Origin of the sequence: Leptospira saintgironsiae (assembly GCF_002811765.1) — a bacterium.
Classification (GTDB): domain Bacteria; phylum Spirochaetota; class Leptospiria; order Leptospirales; family Leptospiraceae; genus Leptospira_B; species Leptospira_B saintgironsiae.
The window spans coordinates 432546-452828 of the sequence record NZ_NPDR01000003.1 but is presented as its reverse complement, the minus strand read 5'-3'; the positions used below and the strand labels follow the sequence as shown (position 1 = coordinate 452828).

Genomic DNA, 20283 nt, shown 5'->3' with positions numbered 1-20283 from the left:
AATATTCTTATCGATTAGCAAATCGTTAGGGCTAAGATTACAATTAAAATTACTCATGTAAGTAGTAAATGAATCAAAGTCTGCAATAACTCCAAGAAATTAAAGGGCTTTTGCGCAGTAAAAGCTGCCCTAGCTGTAAGGGAATCTCCGATCATAGCCGCGTCTATGAGTTTTCTCTTGGCAACGTCACCTTTATAGGTATCCGTAAGACCTAAAGTATCTACAACAATGCAACTTGTTAGAAAAGCGTATAATAAAGTTGTTAAGAGTATATTAGCCTTTTTCATTCGTTTCTCAAAATGATATTATAAACTGCATGGAGTTTCTACTTCATTCATGGATGTCTTTTCAATTTGAAAATTCAAATCTATCATCTGTTCATCCATTAGGTGGTATGGAGTTGGCCAATTTTCATTTACTTTAATTTTCCGTAGATTTTCCCATGTTTGGAATTCTCTTAGAGAAATATTTACCCGAATGGAAGAGCCTTCAATTAGGTCGAATTTTTTTCGTATGAATCCGCGTCTTCTATAGTCATAATCGAATATCATAAATGTGAACTCGTTTACACTAGATGGCATTGGAATTTTGTATTCACAACCAAATAAAAATTCTTCTTGCATATCACTTGAAATAAATTGAAGTATTATGTTTTTTGAGAGCCCATCCTTTTTATTTTGAAAATAGCTATATGAAGGATTAATTTGATAAGCGTGTCCTCGGAATAACCCTTTAGAGGCATTATCAATCCAATTTATATAAAATCTAAAGAAACGACTATTCTTAACTGACTGGGATTGATTTTCCTGAAAAGCACCAATATAGTCATTTATTCGTATGATTAAGTATGTGTTTTTTTGATTCTCAACAGGATAACTTCGCCTAGGACCAGTTATTCCTCCAAGCGGTAAACAATTACATAAAGTTAAAATTATAATTAGTTTAATTGAAAGTATGTTTTTACTCATTGAATACCTCCACAAGTTCTATTCATCCCTTCAGCATAATCTAATATTAATTCAACAGGAACACTTTCTTGAGTATTTTTTAGTATTGCATATCCAGCAATATTTGCACCAAAAGTTTTCCAATCTTGTTTAATTGCACTATACGCAGTCGAAGATCCACCATAAATTTCTAAAGCTGCTTCTATCCAGGTAATTTGAGAAAACACTATTGGAGCGCCGACAATACCTGCGCCTGCTAACATTCCGCCTAATTGACCCGCTGCCGCATAGCAAGCACCTTGTCTGGCGCTTCTTTCATTCCAATGAATATTATTAAAACTCGATTTACTAAATCCACCGGCTACGTAAGCTTGCAAAGTCCAAAACGAAAGAATTGATCCGATTGCCATACCTCGGATTACGACGGCTGTGGCATTTCCAAATCTGGAAATGAAATTTAAATTTATTACTCAGGGAACTTTTTGAACGAATGTCGGTTCAAATCTTTACACGATCAGTCTTCATACTAAAATCAAAGAAGCTCTATCTAAATGAGTTCTGCTTTTAAGTTGAAAACGATTGTATCCAACTCATCGCACCTATGTGGAATGAAGAAGAGATTTTACCTCTTCTTCACTTCGCTTTTCAGTTCTTCTTTTACTGTATCTCTAGTGGTATTGGATTTATTTTCCAATTTGATAGTGTAGTGAATTTGATATTTTGTAACTACTGGCTTCTCTTCTGAATGTTCCATGGACCAGCGAGTCACGTCATTCTGGATGATCTTAGCTAAATTATTGATTCGAGGAACTCTTGTATTAAAACGAATTGTTTCAACAGCACCAGTATTTCCGTTCAAGATTACTAAGATGATACCATCGTCGTTAAAATTAATTCTATTATATTTTACTAATTCTTCGCTGATGAGTGCGTCCCCACCCTTATCCACTTTTCTGCGAATATATTTGGAACCTCTGATCTGTCGAACCTGATAGGATTCACTTGTAATATGAACTCTGAAATATTCAGAAGTATCTTTGGACTGGCTCTGGAAAGAAATTGGATCAGTGGTGCTGATTTTCACTTCTCTTCCTTCTTCATCTATGATCTCCTCGCTGTCTCCAGCAGGATTAGGAAGAACTTCTCCTTTTGGTGTTTCAGGTGTATGAGTGGTTGGCCCACCTGAGCTAATACAAGAAATAAATGATAAACAATATAGAACCGCAAAACCGGCTAAAAAAGTTCGGAAAACCGAAACGCGAAACATTGGCTTCTCCTATCCAAGGAAATTTATTATTTTATGCGAAATATTCCAACTATACCAAATATTGCAAGAACAGTGTGGCAAGCCCCAAGAAACAGAAGAAGCCGAACACGTCTGTGGTAGTTGTTACAAATATGGAAGACGCAATTGCAGGATCAATCCCAACTACTTTTAATAGCATAGGGATACAAGCACCTACGATGGCTGCTACAATTAGATTCGCAAGCATCGCAAAAAAGATAACAATCGCAAGTGCAAGTTTTCCCGTATAAAAAAATACGACGAGACCTGTGATCGCACCGATCGTGAGCCCATTGATAAGCCCGATTATACTTTCTTTTCTAAAACCTACAGTCCAATTTGATTGGCTCAAATCACCTGTGGCAATATTTCGGACCACCACTGTGATGGATTGGGTTCCTGCATTTCCCCCCATTCCAGCTACGATTGGCATAAGACTCGCGAGTAATACAAAAGACTGGATCGTATCTTGGAAAAGTGCAACTGTAGAAGCAGCCACCACTGCAGTTCCTAGATTGATTATTAGCCAAGTTAGTCTCCTGCGAATAGAATCCCAAATAGAAGTATTTAATCTTTCTTCTTCTGAAACTCCCCCCATCCTTAAGATGTCCTCGGAAGCTTCTTCTTGAACGATATCCAAGATATCGTCTACTGTGATCCTACCGATGATCCTATCCAGATCATCTACAACTGCAGCCGAAACTAAGTCGTATTTTCTAAATATACGAGCCACTTCTTCCTGGTCCGTATCGTAATGAATGGAGAATGCTTCTTCCTTTACAAGCCTACTCGCTTTTTGGTTGAGTGGAGCTAAGAATAAGTCCTTTAGTTTTATAAATCCTTTTAGATGATTCTCAGCGTCCGTTACATAGAGAAGGTAGATATCATCCGTCTCTTTCGCGACCCTTCTCAATTTGATAATTGCTTTTCTGACAGTGTCAGTTTCGTATGCGGAAGCAAATTCAGTCGTCATCAAACGACCTGCGGTGTATTCCCTAAAATTCAGCTGTTTTCGGATCTGAGAAGAATCTTCCCGATCTAAGGAATTTAGAATTTCTTCTGCTTTTGCTTTCGGGATCTCTGAGATGAGGTTTGTAACGTCGTCTGGTTCCAGATTTTCAACGATAGGAGAGATCTCCTTCATATTCAGACGGGAGATCAGATCCGCCTGTAAATCCTCATCGAACTCGACTAAAATTTCAGACTGCTGTTCAGAATCGCAGAGTTTAAATACGTAGAATGCTTCGTCAATATCCAGCTTTTCAAGGACTTCGGCGATATCTGCTGGGTGATTGGAAGAAGTAAAACTGAGTAGGAACTTATTGTCCTTTTGTTCTACCTTTTCGAGGAAAGAATCCATCCAATCCCCAGATTGTGGATTTGCCTTCAGGGAAGAAGTTTCCTTAGTGCTATTTGTTTCGTCCATGCGGCGTCCCTCCCCCTATGACAGAATCCTGATGGAATTCATCGGTTCAATGAATTTACTGATTTTTGGTACAAGAGTTTTTCATTTGACTGGGGGCTCGCAGCCTTAGAATAGAACCTAGCTTCCAATATCTGACTATGAAACCTTTTTTTTTCCGACTTACTACCTTTCTTCTAATCCTATTTTCTTTACCGATCTTTTCGGACGCATTTTATTTCCCTTGGGAATACAATAAACTCTATAATGAGAATGCAACTCTCAGAATTGAGTTAGATTCTCTCAGACTTCGTTACAGAAACGAGACTGAAAACGCTAAAAAAGAAAAACTCAGCTTGGATGCCAGGATCCAGAATCTCGAAGAACAGCTCGCAGGCGAAAAATCCTTCAGAGAAAAGGACAGAGAACTTGCCGCAGAACTGATCCGTGCCCTGGAAAACCAGATCGCGCTTCTAAAAGCAAAAAGCGGAAATAAAGAAAAAGAGCTGATCGAAGAAAATGAAAGGCAATCCAAAAAATACCAGGATCTGATCTCTGAATTAAAGTCTGAACTTGAAAAGGAAAGACTGGGTTGTATCCGCAAAATGGACGAACTCAAAAGAGAATATGAGTCCAAAATTGCGACTCTAGAAGCGAGGATCAAAGAATTAGAAGATAATCTTTCCAAGCTTAAAAATCTAAACGACGATCAAAAAAGAGAATTAAATCGTTTGGCTGAACAAGCAAACGAACTGGAATCTAAACTTTCGGGCGAGATCGCTAAAGGGCAGATCCGAGTAAAACGTTTTCATAATAGACTAGTCATCAATATAGATGATCAGATCTCTTTCGATTCTGGCTCCGCAGAGTTAAAAAAACAAATCTTTCCTGCCTTAGACAAGATCAAAGAGATTCTGGTAAAATACCCTGGCAACCTGATCATTGTAGAAGGTCATACGGATAATATTCCGATACGTACTAAAAAATTTAACGATAACTGGCAATTATCTACAGAGAGAGCTCTTTCAGTAGTTCGTTTCTTATTAGAGAGTAAAAATCTGGATGCGAGAAACTTTTCCGTAGCAGGTTACGGGGAACACCAGCCTATCGTCTCTAACGATAATCCTGAAAATCGTTCTTTGAACAGAAGAGTAGATATCGTTTTAGAACCACAAAGTGGTAAGGGTCACTAAGGCTCCCCTTAACTTTGGAAAAAGATCCTCACTCATCTTCTAATTTAGAACCTTTTGCTAGGCAAGCCATCCTTCGCCCTAAAAGGAAGGATACATTACGCAGTTTACTTTTTGCATTCTTCCTTTCTATCGGGATCTTTTCCTGGGAAATATTTGGATCTACACAAAGTAAAAGTCTCGCACTTCTTGCGGATGCTGGACATGTGATCTCAGATTCATTTGCGTTTTTATTAAGTATATTTGCAGTTTTAGTCTCTGATAAAAAACCAAATGCAAAAATGAACTTCGGATTCTTCAGGGTAGAAGTTTTTGCTGCATTTTTAAATTCTATTTTGATCTCTGGGATTTCCATTTTTATCATATACGAAGCAGTTCAAAGATTTCGTCATCAGGAAGAGATTGTCACTGAATCCATGCTGGTTTTTAGTTTAGGGACCATCGGATTAAATCTGATCTCAGTATGGCTTTTAAAAAGAATTTCCGCAGATAATATTAATCTTAGAACAGCATATCTCCATGTATTGAATGATCTATTCGGAACAATTGCTGTTTTAGTGGGTGCAATTCTAATACGTATATTTGCTTGGACTTGGATCGATCCATTACTTAGTTTAATTCTTTCTATTTTTATCTTAAGAGCTGCAGCTGTAATTTTGAAGGAAAGTCTTCTTATTCTTCTGGAGTCTTCTCCTACTTTTGATGAATGGGATCATTTAAAAAAGGATCTATTACAAATCAAAGGAGTAGATTCTCTTCTTTCTGCGCACACTTGGACTTTAACGAAAGGGATCCATGCTTGTGCATTTAGAGTCCAGATCACGAAAGAGTCCGATCATAAAAAGATCTTGAAAGAAGCTTACGAACTTTTAAGAGGAGAATGGAAATTCGAACAGATCTATCTGCAATTAGAAGACGCTTCTACCACTCATACGATTGATGGGATTATCGCAAAAACTCTACACGATATTGATTCTGAAGAATGGGGACATCATCACCATACTCATGATCATCCTGCGCATCACCATCATTAAAGATTTCCGAATTTTCTCCAGCTTTTGGATTGTTTGAGTCTGTTTTTGATATAAACGGGACTTCTGGCAGGATGGATTGTGCAGAATAATCCTAAGTCAGGATATTCTTTCTTATAGTCGAAGTTCGGAATAGATTCTAAGATAGAGATACATTCGTCCAAAATTGCTTCATAACCGTAAGGATGATCCTCTTCTATTTTATAATTAGGATCCTTATCTTTTTTATCGGAGATATCTAAACATTTTCCGTATAGAAGTCCACTTAGATCCCAGAGTTTTCCTAAAACGGAAAATCTTTCTCTGGATTCGCTTCCTTGGCTTAAGTCAGAAACAATTTTTCGGATGGCCCCGCAGAATAAAACAGCAGCAGATAACATTTCAGAAAGATGGATATCTGCACCTAATTTAGTATAATCTTCTATAAAATGATAATGAGAAGGTAGTTTGAAATTTTCGCCCGTGATCTTACAATGAGTGGCTTCTCTGGCAACATCCAGATACACTTCCTCGATTTTTAAATCTTGGAAGTTTCTGGGGATAAAAAATACTCCGAAACGATTTTGCTCTTCTTCCCTGGCAACGACCAAGTAACCTTCCGCATCAGCGCCGTTGGTCACGAATCCTTTATGAAAATTTAATTCTATTTCACCACTTGGAAGGACTTTTGCAGTAGATTTCAGATTGGTGAGTTTTCCCATCCATCCAGGCTCACTCACTCCCAGTCCCAAAATCCCAAGACCACTTACTAATCTGTCTTGTAATTCTAATGCTAATTTTCTGGATTCTGGGTTGGTTGACGCTCCTGCGTCGGAGCCAATCACTAATTTCAGGATTTTTCCGGCCACATTTGTCTGGGCCATCAACCCTACTCCCACCCCTATGCCATGAGGAAAGGAAGGAATTAATATTAACTTTTCATGAAATGCTCTGAACCCACCATCTTTTAGAGCGTTCAGTAATCCTGCCTTTGCAATATCTGGCAAAGAAGATTTGTAAACAGATCTGAATTCTCCCGGAGGAAAGGAAGAAAGTTTTTCTCTTAATTCTTTCATCATCTTCGGAAAATTTAACCCGCCTTCTTCCCTGGATTTCCCAAAACTTTTTTCAAGTATTGGCCTGTAAAAGATTCTTTGACCTTAGCAATATCCGCAGGAGTTCCTTCAGCGATAATTTTTCCGCCTCCTTCTCCTCCTTCCGGCCCTAAATCTATGATCCAATCTGCTTGTTTGATCACGTCTAGGTTATGCTCGATCACTATCATTGAATTTCCACGGTCTACAAGCGTATGTAAAACAGTCATCAAATGCCTTACATCTTCAAAATGGAGTCCAGTTGTTGGTTCATCTAAGATGTATAATGTTTTCCCAGTAGGTCTCTTGGATAATTCAGTAGCGAGTTTGATCCTTTGTGCTTCCCCACCGGAGAATGTTGTGGCGGGTTGTCCAAGTTTAATATATCCAAGCCCCACTTCCCCTAGGGTTTCCAGCTTTCTTTTTAATGCGGGAATATTCTCGAAAAATGGTACAGAATCTTCTACAGTCATTTCTAGAATTTCGTAAATATTCTTACCTTTATAACGAACTTCTAATGTTTCCTGGTTATAACGTTTTCCCTTACATACATCGCAAGTAACATACACATCCGGAAGGAAGTGCATCTCAATTTTCAGGATACCATCTCCTTCGCAGGTTTCACATCTTCCACCGCTTACGTTGAAGCTGAATCTTCCGGGAGAATAACCTCTGAGTTTGGATTCTTCTAACCCCGCAAACATGTCTCGAACAACAGTGAAAAGTCCTGTATAAGTAGCAGGGTTGGATCTAGGAGTTCTTCCGATTGGAGACTGGTCAATATTGATAATCTTATCTATCTCTTCCAAACCAGTGATCTTCTCATGTTTTCCCCAAACGGTTCTCATTTTCATTACTTTATGAGCCGCAGCATTATATAAGATATCATTGATCAGAGTGGATTTGCCGGAGCCGGAAACACCTGTGACTACGATCAGTTTTCCGAGAGGGATCTCAACACTTACGTTTTTAAGATTATTTTCTTTTGCGTTTACGATCTTAAGTTTTTTACCATTCCCCGGCCTTACCGTTTTAGGAACAGGGATGAATTCTTTGCCTGATAAAAACTTTCCTGTAAGTGAATTTTTGTTTTTAGAAACTTCTTCAGGAGTTCCGGAACATACAATTGTTCCACCATGAACACCGGCACCTGGCCCCATATCTATCAACCAGTCAGCCTCTTCCATTGTTTCTTGGTCATGTTCTACGACTAAAACTGTATTTCCAAGATCTCGCAGATCCTTAAGAGTATTTACTAATTTAGTATTATCTCTTTGGTGAAGACCAATAGAAGGTTCATCTAATATATATAATACACCCTGAAGCCTAGATCCGATCTGAGTAGCAAGTCTGATCCTTTGAGCTTCTCCACCAGAAAGAGTCCCAGCGGCACGCTCTAAACTTAAATAACCAACACCGACATCATTCAAGAAAGTAAGTCTTTGTTGGATTTCTTTCAGGATCGGTCTTGCGATTATTTCTTCGCTTCCTTTAGGCTTCATTGATTTTACGAAGTCGAGGCCCTTCTCCACACTGAATGCAGAAAATTTATCAATTGTCAGGCCGTTCACTTCTACGTGAAGGCTCACAGGTTTCAGACGTTTGCCTTCGCAAGCAGGACAATGATGATTAGTCATATATCCTTCCAATTGTTGGCGTCTTGCTTCTGACCCTTCTTTATATCTTCTTTTTAAGTTCGGGATCACACCTTCAAATTCTCTACTGAACTCATAATGAGATTTTTCATTTCTGAAATCGTAATCAATTTTGAGATTCTTATCTCCATGAAGAATTGTATCTCTTACCTTTTTAGGAAGATCCTTCCATGGGATATTATAATCGAATTTTAATTTTTTAGCCAAAGAGTGAACTGTTGTTAAAAACCAATAACTATTACTCTTAGCCCCTGCCCATGCTTCTATACAACCTTCGACCAGAGAAAGTTCCGAATCTGTAATTAAAAGATCCTCGTCGAACTCTAAAAGGCTCCCAAGTCCATCGCAAGTTTCACAGGCACCGAATGGAGAGTTAAATGAAAATAATCTAGGAGAAAGTTCAGGTAAAGATTCTTCCGGGTGATTCGGACAGGAAAGTTTTTGGGAGAATGTATGGTCCTTCTTACCATCATCCATGAGAAGAATTCCCTCTGACTGTTTAAGAGCAGTTTCGACCGAGTCAGTCAAACGAGAACGGATCCCGTCCTTGATCACAAGACGATCCACAACGATCTCGATTGTTGCCTTAAAACTTTTTTTGAGAACGATTTCTTCGTCTAAAGTTTTGATCTCACCGTTCAGACGAATTCTATTAAATCCATCTTTTCTGATCTTCTCCAGAACATCTTTATGCTCTCCCTTCTTCCCAGAAACAATAGGAGCTAAAATTTGGATTTTAGTTCCTTCCGGAAAATTTAGGATCCTTTCTGTGATTTGATCGATGGAGAGAGATTGGATTGGAGTTCCACAAATTGGACAATGAGGTTTTCCTACTCTTGCGTAAAGAAGACGCAAATAATCATAAATCTCTGTCACAGTTCCTACAGTGGATCTAGGGTTACGATGTGTGGTCTTCTGCTCTATAGAAATTGCGGGAGAAAGTCCTTCGATCAGATCTAAGTCAGGTTTTTCCATCTGACCTAAAAATTGTCTAGCGTAAGCGGAGAGACTTTCTACATATCTTCTCTGTCCTTCCGCATAAATAGTATCAAAAGCAAGAGAAGATTTACCTGAACCAGAAAGTCCAGTGATCACCACGAGTTTATCCCGTGGAATATCCACATTGATGTTTTTAAGATTATGCTCCCGAGCTCCTCGGATGCGGATATGATCCAAACGAATAACCCTCTCTTAGGTTTCAGATAATTTCTGGAAAGCCAGGGTGAAAAGCGGTTTTCCTTCCGTAATTTTACGTTTTCCGGAATAAATGTCCGTTTTACTTTGGTCGCCAAAAGGAATTTCCAATGTTTAGAATTCTGTTCTCTCTTGTTTTTTTACCGATCCGGATTTTGTTCCAAGGATTTAGGATATTATCCTGGATCATCCGCAAGGGAGATCATTTCTATTTAGAAATTCCTTCTTCTTTCTCCTTTGATAGAAAATCTTTTTTAGTCAAACTATTGGTTCCGAAAGAAGAAGCTCCCTTCTTGGTAGATTTTTTAATAGGATTGAAGGCTTTAACTAAAGTCCCAGGTTTAAAAAAAGTTTCTTTTCATATTTCTAATCCTGAGTACGGATTTGGAGAAGTTTGGAATATCTGCGAAACAATCCAGACATTGAACGAAAAAGGAATTGAGACTTCTGGTTTTTGTTTAGGAGGAGGAACTAAAGCATTATTATTACTTTCTCAGTGCAAACATAGATATACATCTTCAGCCGCGGAATTCTTTCCTATACTTCCTTCCGCTGAACCTTATTTTTTTGGAGGGGCAGCTAAAAAATTTGGCGTAGGTGTAGAAGCTTACGCAAGTGGAGCATTCAAATCATTCGGAGAAACTTTCCAAAGAACATCCTTCTCCGCTCCTGCTCGTAAAAATTTAGAAGCATTACTTACTGATTATAAAGAATTACTTTCCACAGGTTTTAAGAAGTCTTCAAACTTAGATCTAAAAGTATTAGAAGAGCCGATCATCAGTTCTGAAAAATTAAAGAAGATAGGATTTATCACTGAGTTTGTAGAAGAGGACGAATTCGAAGAAAATTATCTATTTGAAAATTATAAAAAAGAGAAAGAAACAGATAAACCTAAATACAAAAAACTAAGCCCTAAAGGTTTCAGGTTATATCATAAAAAGTCTAATTTTACTCTTATCTCCAAATCAGTTCCGATTGTTGCAGTTCTTCCAGTCCAAGGAAATATTCTACCTGATTTAGGAAGAGAAGAAGATTTCAGATCCAGACAAGTTTCTTTCAGATATTACCAAGAAATTTTTAAAGATTTAAAAGAAGATCCAAAGGTAGCAGCAGTTATCTTAGAAATGAACTCTCCAGGAGGAAGTGCACTTGTATCTGAACTTCTTTATAGAGAGATCAAAAAGCTGGCAGAGAAAAAACCTGTTATCACGTATGTATTGAATGTAGCCGCTTCCGGAGGATATTATCTATCCTGTGCTACTCAAAAAATCCATGGAACTCCCTATTCTATCGTTGGTTCCATTGGTGCGGTGATGATGAGATTCGAATTAAAGAAGCTTTACGATAAATTTGGAGTCCAAAAAGAAAGGATCGGATTTTACCCTCATAGAGACATTTTATCTGAATATGGAAAACTTTCCCCTAAATCGGAACAATTCTTAAGAAAAGAAGTATTGAGATCCAGGGATTTATTCTATAGTCGTGTAATCGAATCCAGAAAGACTAGTTTCCAAGAATTAGAAAAACATTATGGAGAAGGTCGAATCTTCTCCGGACAAACATTCCGCAAATCAGGATTTTTAGATTCCTGCGATTCATTCTTGGATATATTACAAAATCTAAAAACAGAGCTTAAATCCAAAAAGATAGATGTGCGTTATTTGCCAGGAACTTATAGCTGGAAAGACTTAGTCCAAGACTTAAAGCCTGGAATTCAGCTTTCTAAGTTTTCTTTCTTTTCAAAGCTAAACGCGGAGAAGAAACAAAATCCAATGGAAGTCTTACATCTATCCGAGATCGCCCAAGAGTTGTCCGGACTTTAAGATTCTTGCGCTTTTAGAATTCTATTTAAGAGCGCTTCTTTTCCTAAAGAGTTTGCAGGTGGAAAGCAATAAATTTTAGAAATCCCTAAACGATCACAATCTCTGAAGAAGGAGTATAAATTTTTCATATACTCATCATTGTTTCTTAGATCTAACGCGAACTTCCAACCTCTGCTTAAACCTATACCAATGGCGGCTGATTCTCTATCTGGAGTTTGGCTTTCAGTAAATGTCACCTTTGCTTTTGGTGCATAATGTTTATATTTTACTCCAGGACTTGAAGGAGATTCCCCCTCTTTCAACTCAGTATAATCTTCCAGATCATGAACATATTTTCGTAATTCTTCCCATCCAAAATATCCAGGACGAAGAAGTTTAGGCGGAGAAACGGAGAAATCGGCAACTGTAGATTCTAAACCTATTTCAGGATCTGGACCTTTTAAGATGAGATCTACCAAACCATCAAATTCAGAGATTGCATCATCCAATCTTGTGATAGATGGTTGTCCTGAAAGATTTGCAGAAGGGGCAGAAACTGGTCCTCCAAAATAAGAAAGCATTTCTAAAGTTTTTGGATGAGAAGGAACTCTTACCGCAATTGTAGTCAATCCCGTAGAAAAAACAGATTTATCCACCTTCTTTAAAACCAAACTTAAAGGACCAGGCATATATTGTCTGATCAGTACCCTTGCACTTTCTGGAACTTCTCCAATATCAGGAATGAGAGCAGGATTTCCTAAATGAACAATGAGAGGATTATCTGCAGGACGGTTTTTAATTTTATAAATTTCTAAACAAGAGGAGAGATTTCTGGAATCCGCACCAATACCGTAAACGGTTTCAGTAGGAAATAGAACGATCCCTCCCTCTTTCAGTACTTTTGCTGCGAGAGAAGGATCTTCTGTGATGATTGTAATTTTATTTTTTGACAAGATCCTGTGTGTTCTTGGCTTCTTCCTGACCTTCTTCCGGAGGCGCCTGTTTTACATCAGGATTCGGAGTTTCAGGCAATTTTTTAGCCTTAGGAACAGGAGGAAGTTTATTAGTCACAAGTAATTCTAGGTAATCATTGATCCCTGGATCGTTATCAGATAATAACTGCCAGAAAGAGAATCCACCAATATCATAAGATCTTAATAGAGTCATCTTTTCTTCAAAAGCTTTTCTGTTCATGAAGAATGCAACACGATCACAACCTTCTGACTTGTACCAGATACTTGGATCTTCGTAAGTTTTTCCTTGGTGAACCCAGCTAAACTTAGAAAGATTTGTCCAAGAGTCAGAATTCTTATTATCTGCTAAAACTTGCGTGATATTTGTAGGTTGTTTTGTGACACCGAGTTGTTGGCGTTTTAACGCATCAGACCAATATACAGCCTTGATCTTTGAGTTACAATTTAGAGCCCAATCATATCCGTAAGTTGGGATTGCCATATATAATTTTTTAGCAGGAACTCTTTCTTTTGCGTAAGTGATGATATTTCTGATCCAAACGTTTGGAGCCTGAGGTCCAGGTCCTGGGTTTCTATACTTACGAGGATGAAGTTCATATGCCATCACCTTAACACGATCCGCGTGTTTTGCTAAAAAAGCGTAATCGTGAGTCATTGGACCTCTCCAATTCTCAGCAAAATCCATATTAATTTTTTCTTTTAAACCCTTACATGCTTTTAGGCCGGATTTTTTAGCAGCAGTTTTAGGGTGAACAGCTACAGAAAGAAGTTTTCCACGTTTGTGGATCTCTTTGGAGAGAATAACGATGAATTCCTCAAACTTCTCTTTTTTCTCGCAGCTCATTCCTTCATAATCTATATCAATACCGTCGAAACCGTAAGTATCTACTTCATATAGAATATTCTGGATATGTTTGTCTCTGATATCATTACGTCCGTTCAGACCAATGTTTTCAGAAATTTTTTCATTCTTATTTTCCCAACGGAAGATTGTAGGAATGATCTTAACTTTTGGATTTAAAGATTTTAGTTCTGCAACACGTGCATGTTTTTGAGCAGATCCCCAAAGAGAATAAAGATCTCCGTTATTCGTCTCTCTTCCTTTGAATCCATAGATAAATGGATGGATCTCATTATATAGATGAACAGTACGTTTCATCGCTTCATAGTCCGAAAACCAAGTAGAAGCTCTAAAAGCAGGATCATCTTCTGATTCAGGCGCAGAAGAACTAACTGTGCTTGAAGTCCCGTCTGATTCGGAAGAAATATTGTTGGAATTCCACCATTTCTTCCAGGATTCCCAGGCCCCGTCTGTAGGCGCAAGGTCAGATTTGAGAGTAGTATTTTGGAATGCTACCTGTTCTGTTCCAGTTTGGACAGAAGCAGTTTTAGGATCTGCCTTTAAGGCTTGGAGTCCTAGATAAAAAGAAATTCCGGAAAGTAAAAACCAAGTCAGACTCACTAGGCTTGATTGCCATAGAGGCTGTTTTTTTGCTTGGTATGGGACTGGGCGGATCAAGTCCTCTGGGGTGTAAGGTTCATCGTTTGGATTCATTTGAGCTCTATATATTTATCGAATCGCGGAGGCCAAAAGTAAAGCACCGACTGTCTTCCAGTGATTTATAGGTAGTCTGCATGTCAAACGTTTGTGGAATTCCATCTGTTCTTTGATTGACAGAGACTTAATTCACAAGATTTTTCCTCAGATGCAGTTTCACCGGCCTTTCAAACTATTTTTCGTTTTAGGTTCCATCTTTATAACCTTCCTTTTGATGGCAGAGGTGACTGGCTCTAAATGGTTCCAAGTGGTGATCGGAAGTAAGGCCTTGACCATGACCTTGGGAGTAATTCCCTTCCCGATCACATTTATTGTAACGGACCTCTTGAATGAGTATTATGGAAGAAGAGGTGTTAGATACCTAACCTTGGTAGGAATGGTAATGATCGTATTAGCATTCTTCCTTCTTCAATTGGATATGGCCATCCCAGCAGCAGGGAACTCACCTGTAGACGACCATTCCTTTCAGGTTGTATTCTTTAATACAGGGCAAGTGATCACTGGTTCTATCGTTGCCTATCTGATCGGGCAGCTTGTGGACATCCAAGTCTTCCATTTAATCCGTAAAAAGACTAAAAACAAACTTCTTTGGTTGAGAGCCACAGGTTCCACCATCTTCTCCCAACTTTTGGATTCTTATGTCGTTATTTTTGTAGCTTACTGGGGAACTTACGACTTCCAAACGCTAAATTCTATCTCTTATACAAACTTCTTCTATAAGATCTTTATTGCGATCGGGATCACTCCTTTGATCTATCTGGCTCATTATTGGATTGAAAAGTATCTAGGAGAAGACGCTCATAAAATGGCAGAAGCGGCTCTTAAAGAAGGAAAAGAAGAAGTCCAGCCTTATCCTGGCTGATCAAAATAATACAGCCAAATCCGGTTTTTCCAAGGATCTAGATAAGAAGAATATTTACCGGTCTCAGATTCTTTCTGAAATCCGGAGCCTAACAGTCGAGTTTCGAAAGCTGGGACCTTCTGTTTTACAATCTTCCAGACCAAGGTTCCGGGAGTTACAGGACATTCTTCCGTTTCTTTGCTAAAGATCACTCTTTGATTTTCATAAAAGAGAAGCTCTGCATGAGCAGGACTAGATACCTGGACTTCTCCGCCAAAAAGTTCAGAGTAAAGTTTTGCTGACTTAGAACAATCTTCCGCTTTTAAGCTGGTACCAAAGAAACTGAGAGAGTCTTTCTCCATAATCTGGTCTAATCTCCGAAAGCTCTAAACCCGGTATTTATTAGGTTTACGGCCCGATTCAGACTATAATTTTGGAGTTAGGGAAGTTTTCCAAGCATATGAACTCAAATTTGGATTTTGTTCGGATTTTCGATACCACTCTCCGCGACGGAGAACAATGCCCAGGCGCGGCAATGAGCGAGAATGAGAAGATAGAGATCGCACTCCAACTTGCTAAAATGAATGTGGATGTGATCGAAGCAGGTTTCCCGGTTTCTTCTCCAGTCCAATTCCAAGCAGTCCAAAGAATTTCCAGAGAGGTCGAAGGCCCAATCATCGCGGCACTCGCAAGAGCAGTTCGTCCAGACTTAGAATCTGCTGCAAAAGCAATCATCCCTGCTAAAAAAAGAAGAATTCATACTTTTATCGCATCTTCTCCTATCCATATGAAATTCAAACTAGGCAAAGATCCTGCTGAAGTTTTGAAAATGGCTGTCGAAGCAGTTAAGATCTGCAGAGACCATGTAGACGATGTGGAATTTTCTCCAGAAGATGCAACTCGTTCAGAGCCAGAGTTCCTTAGAGAACTTTGTGAAGCAGTGATTGAAGCCGGTGCTACCACAATCAATATCCCGGACACTGTAGGATATACAACACCGTACGAATACGGAGAATTATTCAAATTTTTGATCCAGAATGTAAAAGGAAGTGAGAAGGCAATCTTCTCAGCACATTGCCATAATGATCTAGGACTTGCAACTTCCAATAGCCTTGCTGCCATCTTAAATGGAGCAAGACAGGTAGAATGTACTGTAAACGGTATCGGAGAAAGAGCCGGCAATACCGCAATGGAAGAAGTGGTCATGGCACTTCGTACGCGTAAGGATAAATTCGGAATACAAACCAGGATCCAAACAGAAGAGATCGCAAAAGCTTCCTATCTAGTTAAAACGATCACTGGAATGGTGGTACAGCCTAACAAAGCAGTTGTAGGTGCAAACGCATTTGCTCATGAGTCAGGAATCCACCAAGACGGTGTTTTGAAAAATAGAGAAACCTATGAGATCATGACTCCAGAAAGTGTTGGGATCCAATCCAACAGAATGGTGCTCGGAAGACATAGCGGAAGAGCCGGTTTCAAAGATAGGATCGTTCGTTTAGGATTTAGTCCTCACCCAGAAGAATTAGAAGCAGCCTACCAAAGATTTTTAGAGATTGCAGATCGTAAAAAGGAAATTTTCGACGAGGATATTCGCGCACTATTTGCTGATGAATCCAGAAAATCTTCCAACGATAAATATGTATTAGAAAGTTTTCATGTAACTACAGGAACTAAGAGTACTCCTACTGCAAGTATCCGACTTTCTATCGAAGGAAATCTAAAAGAAGAATCTGCAACAGGGGATGGTCCAGTTGATTCTATCTTCAAAGCAATCCAGAAAGCAACTATCTCCGATGTAGAACTAATTAAGCTCGTAATCTCTCCAGTAACAGAAGGACAAGACGCTTTGGCAGAAGCATCCGTTACTTTAGAAAAACATGGAGAACGAGTTGTAGGGAAAGCAAGCTCCACTGATATTATTGAGGCTTGTTCTCAAGCATATATCTCTGCATTAAATCGTTTTTCTATGAATTGAAATTTTTGCCGAATCATGTTCGGTATCTATTTTCAAATTTCTGAGAAAAACCGTTGCCTTTTCCAAATTCAGATAAAATCCTTTCTTAGTAGAACGACTGTTCTACTCAAATAAAAAGAAAGGTGAACTGCGAATGTCTTCTTTAGATATTTCCCCAATCTTTCGCCCGATAGATATCGGAGCCGAAACTATTCCTAATCGTATTATCATGGGATCCATGCACTTGGGTTTGGAAGGAATGCCCAAAACTGCAGATAGAATGGCTGCATTCTATGGTAAAAGATTCGAAGGAGGAGTTGGACTCATTACCACCGGAGGAATTTCGGTGAATGCAGAAGGAAAAGGTTCTAATATATTTTTCGATTTCCAAAAGGAAGAAGACTGCCAAGAACTTGAAAAAGTCGCCTCCATTCTCAAACCAATGGGAATTTTTTGCGCACAATTATTTCATGCAGGAAGATATGCCTACCACAGAGAACTTGTAGGACCTTCTGCGCTACGCGCACCTATCAACAGGTTCATACCAAAAGAACTTTCTACAGAGGATGCTTGGAGAACAATCCGCGATTTCGGATCTTCCGCATTACGCGCTAAACAAGTTGGTTTCAGAGCGGTAGAAGTGATGGCTTCAGAAGGATATTTGGTAAACCAATTCTTCTCCGAAGTTACAAACAAAAGATCAGACGAATTCGGTGGTTCTCCTGAAAACCGCAGACGATTTGCGATCGAGACAATGAAAGAAGTCCGCAAACAAGTTGGACCAGGTTATCCAGTCATCGTAAGAATGTCAGGGATTGATTTGATCCCAGGCAACCCAACTTTTGAAGAGGTGATATCACTTGCTAAAGAATTAAAAGAAGCAGGAGCAGATGCACTTAATATCGGGATTGGTTGGCATGAGTCTCGTATTCCTACTATTTCTCAATTAGTTCCAAGAGGTGCTTGGGCAAAGATTGCCGGCAAAATAAAAGCATCCGTTCCAGGAATTCCAATCATCGCTTCTAACAGGATCAATATGCCGGAGACAATCATCCAAGTATTGAATGCTGGAGAAGCGGACATTGTGAGTATGGCAAGACCATTCTTAGCAGATGCAGAAATCGTAAATAAGATCAAAGAAAACCAAACAGAAAGAGTGAATACATGTGTGGCTTGTAACCAAGCTTGTTTGGATCATACTTTCAAAGAAGAAATGGTTTCTTGTTTGGTAAACCCTTCTGCAAATAGAGAGTTAGACTGGAAATCTCTTCCTCAGGCAAAAAGACAAAGAGTGGTAGTAGTTGGTTCTGGTCCTGGAGGAATGGAATCTGCAAGAGTTGCCGCTTTACGTGGCCACGAAGTTATTCTCTTAGAAGCTTCTGGAAAATTAGGAGGCCAATTAAATTTGGCTGCTGCTATTCCAGGTAAATTTGAATTTTTTGAAACAATCCGATATTTCCAAAACGAACTTCCTCGTTTAAAAGTGGATATTCGTCTGAATACAAAGGCGGATCTAAAAATGTTGGATGATCTTAAACCGGATGCGGTAATTTTCGCAACTGGAGTTCTTCCTAGAAACCTGAACCTCCCTGGTTTAGAGAAAAAACCACATGCAAGTTATGTTGAGTTCCTTAATGGAACATTCAAACCAGGTTCCAAAGTTGCTATCATCGGCGGCGGAGGGATTGGTGTGGACGTGGCTCACAAACTTACCGAGGAAAAGGATCCGGATATTCCTACCTACTTCGAAAAGTATAATGTGAACTCTTATACACAAGCAGTGATCCAACCTGAAACAGCACATAGAAAAGTTTCTATTCTCAGAAGGAATGGAAAAGTAGGAGCAGGTCTTGGAGCAACAACCTCTTGGGCACTTCTGCAAGAATTACAATCCAAAGGTGTGGATTTCCTTTCTTCTCTTACCTATAAAGAAGTAAATGATCAAGGTCTTGTGATTGAGACCAAAAAAGAAGGAGCAAAAACTTTAGAATGTGATTCTATCATTCTTTGCGCCGGACAAACAAGTGATACTTCTTTGTATGATATATTTAACAAAGAAAGAAGTAATATTCCTTCTTATCTGATCGGTGGAGCAAAAGATGCCTCTGGAATAGATGCTAAACGTGCTATGTTAGAAGGTTATTTGGCAGCTTCTAAGATCGGAACAGAACAAAACTAAATTTGTATATTAGCAAAAATTTATTTTCAACGGGATTGAGAATGTTATACTTTTAGAGTTACTGGAAGGTAGCAGGTTGGACGAGCAAAGATTGTTCCGTCCAACAATTAATTTTAGAAAGGTTTCCTAAAACATTCTCTAAATAACAGTAAACTAAGGTTTGTTTTGTGGCGAAGAAATGCCAAAACTATTCTTTCCCGTTGACTTTTTGCGGGTATGTTTCTTAATGGAAACCACATTTTCCTCTGGTTTCTGGAGGAGTTATCCATAATGAAAGTATACTCAGCAGATAGAGTGCCGAATTCAGCAGATTATAATTTATACGTAACCGAAGGGAGCGCCAAAACCAGGCTTAGTTTATTCGAGCCTGATCTTCCTGGGTATTTCGAATTAGCTGAAAATGATAAAATTCTAAAGTCTTTGGCATATACAGTTCTTCTAAATTACACCCAAGACAGGGAATTCGCACTCAGGAATACAAATCGTTTCTTAAATTTTTTAAGTGATATTGTTCATAGAGATTCTTGGTTCTTTCTGGCCAATCGAGTTGAACAGTTTATTAAGGACGTAGAGAATTTCGGAGTCGAAATTTCCTACGACTTTTGAGTTAGCCTCAAAAATCTGATTGTCCTAGGATCTTCCAAGAATATACTAACTTAAATCACGTGCCGGAACTTTCCTCCCTTCCCCATCAAAGGGCCTTTCCCGGTTGGAGCAATAAATGAACCCTAGAGTAGTGACTTTTCACTATAAATTAACAGATAAAGAAGGAACCGAAATCGATTCTTCTCAAGGAAGCCATCCCCTTTCTTATCTGGAAGGAACCGGACAGATCATTGCCGGTCTTGAAGATGAAATCAAAGGTATGAATGCTGGAGATAAAAAAGTAATCTCCGTTAATGCTGATAAGGCTTATGGCCAAAAAAATCCTGAATTAGTTTTTGATGTGCCTAAAAGCCAATTCCCTGAAGGGGAAGAATTGAGTGTTGGAATGATGTTCCAAACTGACGAGCCGGATACTGTTTATACGATTACTGATATCAAGGGAGAATCTGTGATCGTGGACGGAAACCATCCTCTAGCTGGGGTGGATCTGATTTTCGACGTTCAGATCGTAAATATCAGAACAGCAACCGACGAGGAAGTGAGTCACGGACATGTTCACGGTGAGGGGGGACATCACCACCACTGATCT

Annotated in this window: 18 protein-coding genes; 8 read left to right on the top strand and 10 right to left on the bottom strand. The window is 39.0% G+C overall.

What is annotated here, in order from left to right; genetic code table 11:
- Positions 1 to 53: 53 nt before the first annotated feature.
- The 5 genes from CH362_RS09700 to mgtE all read right to left on the bottom strand — a co-directional run bounded on the left by CH362_RS09700 (position 54) and on the right by mgtE (position 3658).
- Positions 54 to 287: a TIGR04452 family lipoprotein gene (locus CH362_RS09700; RefSeq protein ID WP_244280537.1), complete on the bottom strand. Its 234-nt coding sequence runs from the start codon at positions 285 to 287 to the stop codon at positions 54 to 56.
- Positions 288 to 305: 18 nt separating this feature from the next.
- Complete coding sequence (locus tag CH362_RS09695) at positions 306 to 968, bottom strand: hypothetical protein (protein ID WP_100710145.1); 663 nt, start codon at positions 966 to 968, stop codon at positions 306 to 308.
- Positions 965 to 1357, bottom strand: coding sequence for a hypothetical protein (locus CH362_RS09690; RefSeq protein ID WP_244280536.1), 393 nt, complete (start codon positions 1355 to 1357; stop codon positions 965 to 967). Before CH362_RS09690 ends, CH362_RS09695 begins: the two co-directional genes overlap by 4 nt.
- Before the next feature lie 212 nt (positions 1358 to 1569).
- A complete protein-coding gene (locus tag CH362_RS09685; RefSeq protein ID WP_100710144.1) occupies positions 1570 to 2214 on the bottom strand; it encodes an LA_2219 family laminin/E-cadherin/plasminogen-binding protein in 645 nt (214 codons plus the stop codon).
- Between the two features lie 49 nt (positions 2215 to 2263).
- Positions 2264 to 3658 (bottom strand): magnesium transporter, encoded by a 1395-nt coding sequence (mgtE, locus tag CH362_RS09680; protein ID WP_100710143.1) that lies wholly within the window; start codon positions 3656 to 3658, stop codon positions 2264 to 2266.
- Between the two features lie 137 nt (positions 3659 to 3795).
- On the opposite strand from mgtE, the gene CH362_RS09675 reads away from it, so the two are divergent.
- Positions 3796 to 4827: an OmpA family protein gene (locus CH362_RS09675; protein WP_100710142.1), complete on the top strand. Its 1032-nt coding sequence runs from the start codon at positions 3796 to 3798 to the stop codon at positions 4825 to 4827.
- A 14-nt stretch (positions 4828 to 4841) separates the two neighbouring features.
- Positions 4842 to 5858 (top strand): cation diffusion facilitator family transporter, encoded by a 1017-nt coding sequence (locus CH362_RS09670; protein ID WP_100710141.1) that lies wholly within the window; start codon positions 4842 to 4844, stop codon positions 5856 to 5858.
- On the opposite strand, the gene CH362_RS09665 is transcribed toward CH362_RS09670, so the two are convergent.
- Both CH362_RS09665 and uvrA read right to left on the bottom strand, forming a co-directional pair.
- Positions 5855 to 6913 (bottom strand): acyl-CoA dehydrogenase family protein, encoded by a 1059-nt coding sequence (locus tag CH362_RS09665; RefSeq protein WP_100710140.1) that lies wholly within the window; start codon positions 6911 to 6913, stop codon positions 5855 to 5857. The two genes, CH362_RS09670 and CH362_RS09665, sit on opposite strands and share 4 nt — an antisense overlap.
- An 11-nt stretch (positions 6914 to 6924) precedes the next feature.
- On the bottom strand, positions 6925 to 9759 hold the full coding sequence (gene uvrA, locus CH362_RS09660) for an excinuclease ABC subunit UvrA (RefSeq protein ID WP_100710139.1): 2835 nt from the start codon (positions 9757 to 9759) through the stop codon (positions 6925 to 6927).
- Between the two features lie 128 nt (positions 9760 to 9887).
- Between uvrA and CH362_RS09655 the strand changes: the two genes are divergently transcribed.
- Positions 9888 to 11600, top strand: a complete 1713-nt coding sequence (locus tag CH362_RS09655) for a S49 family peptidase (protein WP_100710138.1) — start codon at positions 9888 to 9890, stop codon at positions 11598 to 11600.
- On the opposite strand, the gene CH362_RS09650 is transcribed toward CH362_RS09655, so the two are convergent.
- Positions 11597 to 12532 carry an L-threonylcarbamoyladenylate synthase gene (locus CH362_RS09650; RefSeq protein WP_100710137.1) on the bottom strand — a complete coding sequence of 312 codons (936 nt, stop codon included), beginning with the start codon at positions 12530 to 12532 and terminating at the stop codon, positions 11597 to 11599. The two genes, CH362_RS09655 and CH362_RS09650, sit on opposite strands and share 4 nt — an antisense overlap.
- Entirely contained in the window at positions 12519 to 14108 is a 1590-nt protein-coding gene (locus CH362_RS09645; protein ID WP_100710136.1) for a glycosyl hydrolase family 18 protein, read from the bottom strand. Before CH362_RS09645 ends, CH362_RS09650 begins: the two co-directional genes overlap by 14 nt.
- Positions 14109 to 14259: 151 nt before the next feature.
- On the opposite strand from CH362_RS09645, the gene CH362_RS09640 reads away from it, so the two are divergent.
- Positions 14260 to 14973, top strand: coding sequence for a queuosine precursor transporter (locus CH362_RS09640; protein WP_100710135.1), 714 nt, complete (start codon positions 14260 to 14262; stop codon positions 14971 to 14973).
- On the opposite strand, the gene CH362_RS09635 is transcribed toward CH362_RS09640, so the two are convergent.
- Complete coding sequence (locus CH362_RS09635; protein ID WP_100710134.1) at positions 14961 to 15314, bottom strand: hypothetical protein; 354 nt, start codon at positions 15312 to 15314, stop codon at positions 14961 to 14963. The two genes, CH362_RS09640 and CH362_RS09635, sit on opposite strands and share 13 nt — an antisense overlap.
- Positions 15315 to 15412: 98 nt before the next feature.
- On the opposite strand from CH362_RS09635, the gene CH362_RS09630 reads away from it, so the two are divergent.
- The 4 genes from CH362_RS09630 to CH362_RS09615 all read left to right on the top strand — a co-directional run bounded on the left by CH362_RS09630 (position 15413) and on the right by CH362_RS09615 (position 20280).
- Positions 15413 to 16930 (top strand): 2-isopropylmalate synthase, encoded by a 1518-nt coding sequence (locus CH362_RS09630; RefSeq protein WP_100710133.1) that lies wholly within the window; start codon positions 15413 to 15415, stop codon positions 16928 to 16930.
- 133 nt (positions 16931 to 17063) lie between these two features.
- Entirely contained in the window at positions 17064 to 19088 is a 2025-nt protein-coding gene (locus tag CH362_RS09625; protein WP_100710132.1) for an oxidoreductase, read from the top strand.
- Between the two features lie 270 nt (positions 19089 to 19358).
- Positions 19359 to 19694, top strand: a complete 336-nt coding sequence (locus tag CH362_RS09620; protein ID WP_100710131.1) for an LIC14007 family protein — start codon at positions 19359 to 19361, stop codon at positions 19692 to 19694.
- 115 nt (positions 19695 to 19809) lie between these two features.
- Positions 19810 to 20280, top strand: a complete 471-nt coding sequence (locus CH362_RS09615) for an FKBP-type peptidyl-prolyl cis-trans isomerase (protein ID WP_100710130.1) — start codon at positions 19810 to 19812, stop codon at positions 20278 to 20280.
- The last annotated feature ends 3 nt before the right edge of the window (positions 20281 to 20283 follow it).

Bases quoted from the DNA above. Each gene is read 5' to 3' on its own strand.
- CH362_RS09625 (WP_100710132.1), top strand. From the start codon at position 17,064: ATGTCTTCTTTAGATATTTCCCCAATCTTTCGCCCGATAGATATCGGA.
- CH362_RS09635 (WP_100710134.1), bottom strand. From the start codon at position 15,314: ATGGAGAAAGACTCTCTCAGTTTCTTTGGTACCAGCTTAAAAGCGGAA.
- CH362_RS09620 (WP_100710131.1), top strand. From the start codon at position 19,359: ATGAAAGTATACTCAGCAGATAGAGTGCCGAATTCAGCAGATTATAAT.
- CH362_RS09630 (WP_100710133.1), top strand. From the start codon at position 15,413: ATGAACTCAAATTTGGATTTTGTTCGGATTTTCGATACCACTCTCCGC.
- CH362_RS09640 (WP_100710135.1), top strand. From the start codon at position 14,260: ATGCAGTTTCACCGGCCTTTCAAACTATTTTTCGTTTTAGGTTCCATC.
- CH362_RS09655 (WP_100710138.1), top strand. From the start codon at position 9,888: ATGTTTAGAATTCTGTTCTCTCTTGTTTTTTTACCGATCCGGATTTTG.
- CH362_RS09695 (WP_100710145.1), bottom strand. From the start codon at position 968: ATGAGTAAAAACATACTTTCAATTAAACTAATTATAATTTTAACTTTA.
- CH362_RS09690 (WP_244280536.1), bottom strand. From the start codon at position 1,357: ATGGCAATCGGATCAATTCTTTCGTTTTGGACTTTGCAAGCTTACGTA.
- CH362_RS09615 (WP_100710130.1), top strand. From the start codon at position 19,810: ATGAACCCTAGAGTAGTGACTTTTCACTATAAATTAACAGATAAAGAA.
- CH362_RS09645 (WP_100710136.1), bottom strand. From the start codon at position 14,108: ATGAATCCAAACGATGAACCTTACACCCCAGAGGACTTGATCCGCCCA.
- CH362_RS09700 (WP_244280537.1), bottom strand. From the start codon at position 287: ATGAAAAAGGCTAATATACTCTTAACAACTTTATTATACGCTTTTCTA.
- CH362_RS09685 (WP_100710144.1), bottom strand. From the start codon at position 2,214: ATGTTTCGCGTTTCGGTTTTCCGAACTTTTTTAGCCGGTTTTGCGGTT.
- mgtE (WP_100710143.1), bottom strand. From the start codon at position 3,658: ATGGACGAAACAAATAGCACTAAGGAAACTTCTTCCCTGAAGGCAAAT.
- CH362_RS09675 (WP_100710142.1), top strand. From the start codon at position 3,796: ATGAAACCTTTTTTTTTCCGACTTACTACCTTTCTTCTAATCCTATTT.
- CH362_RS09665 (WP_100710140.1), bottom strand. From the start codon at position 6,913: ATGATGAAAGAATTAAGAGAAAAACTTTCTTCCTTTCCTCCGGGAGAA.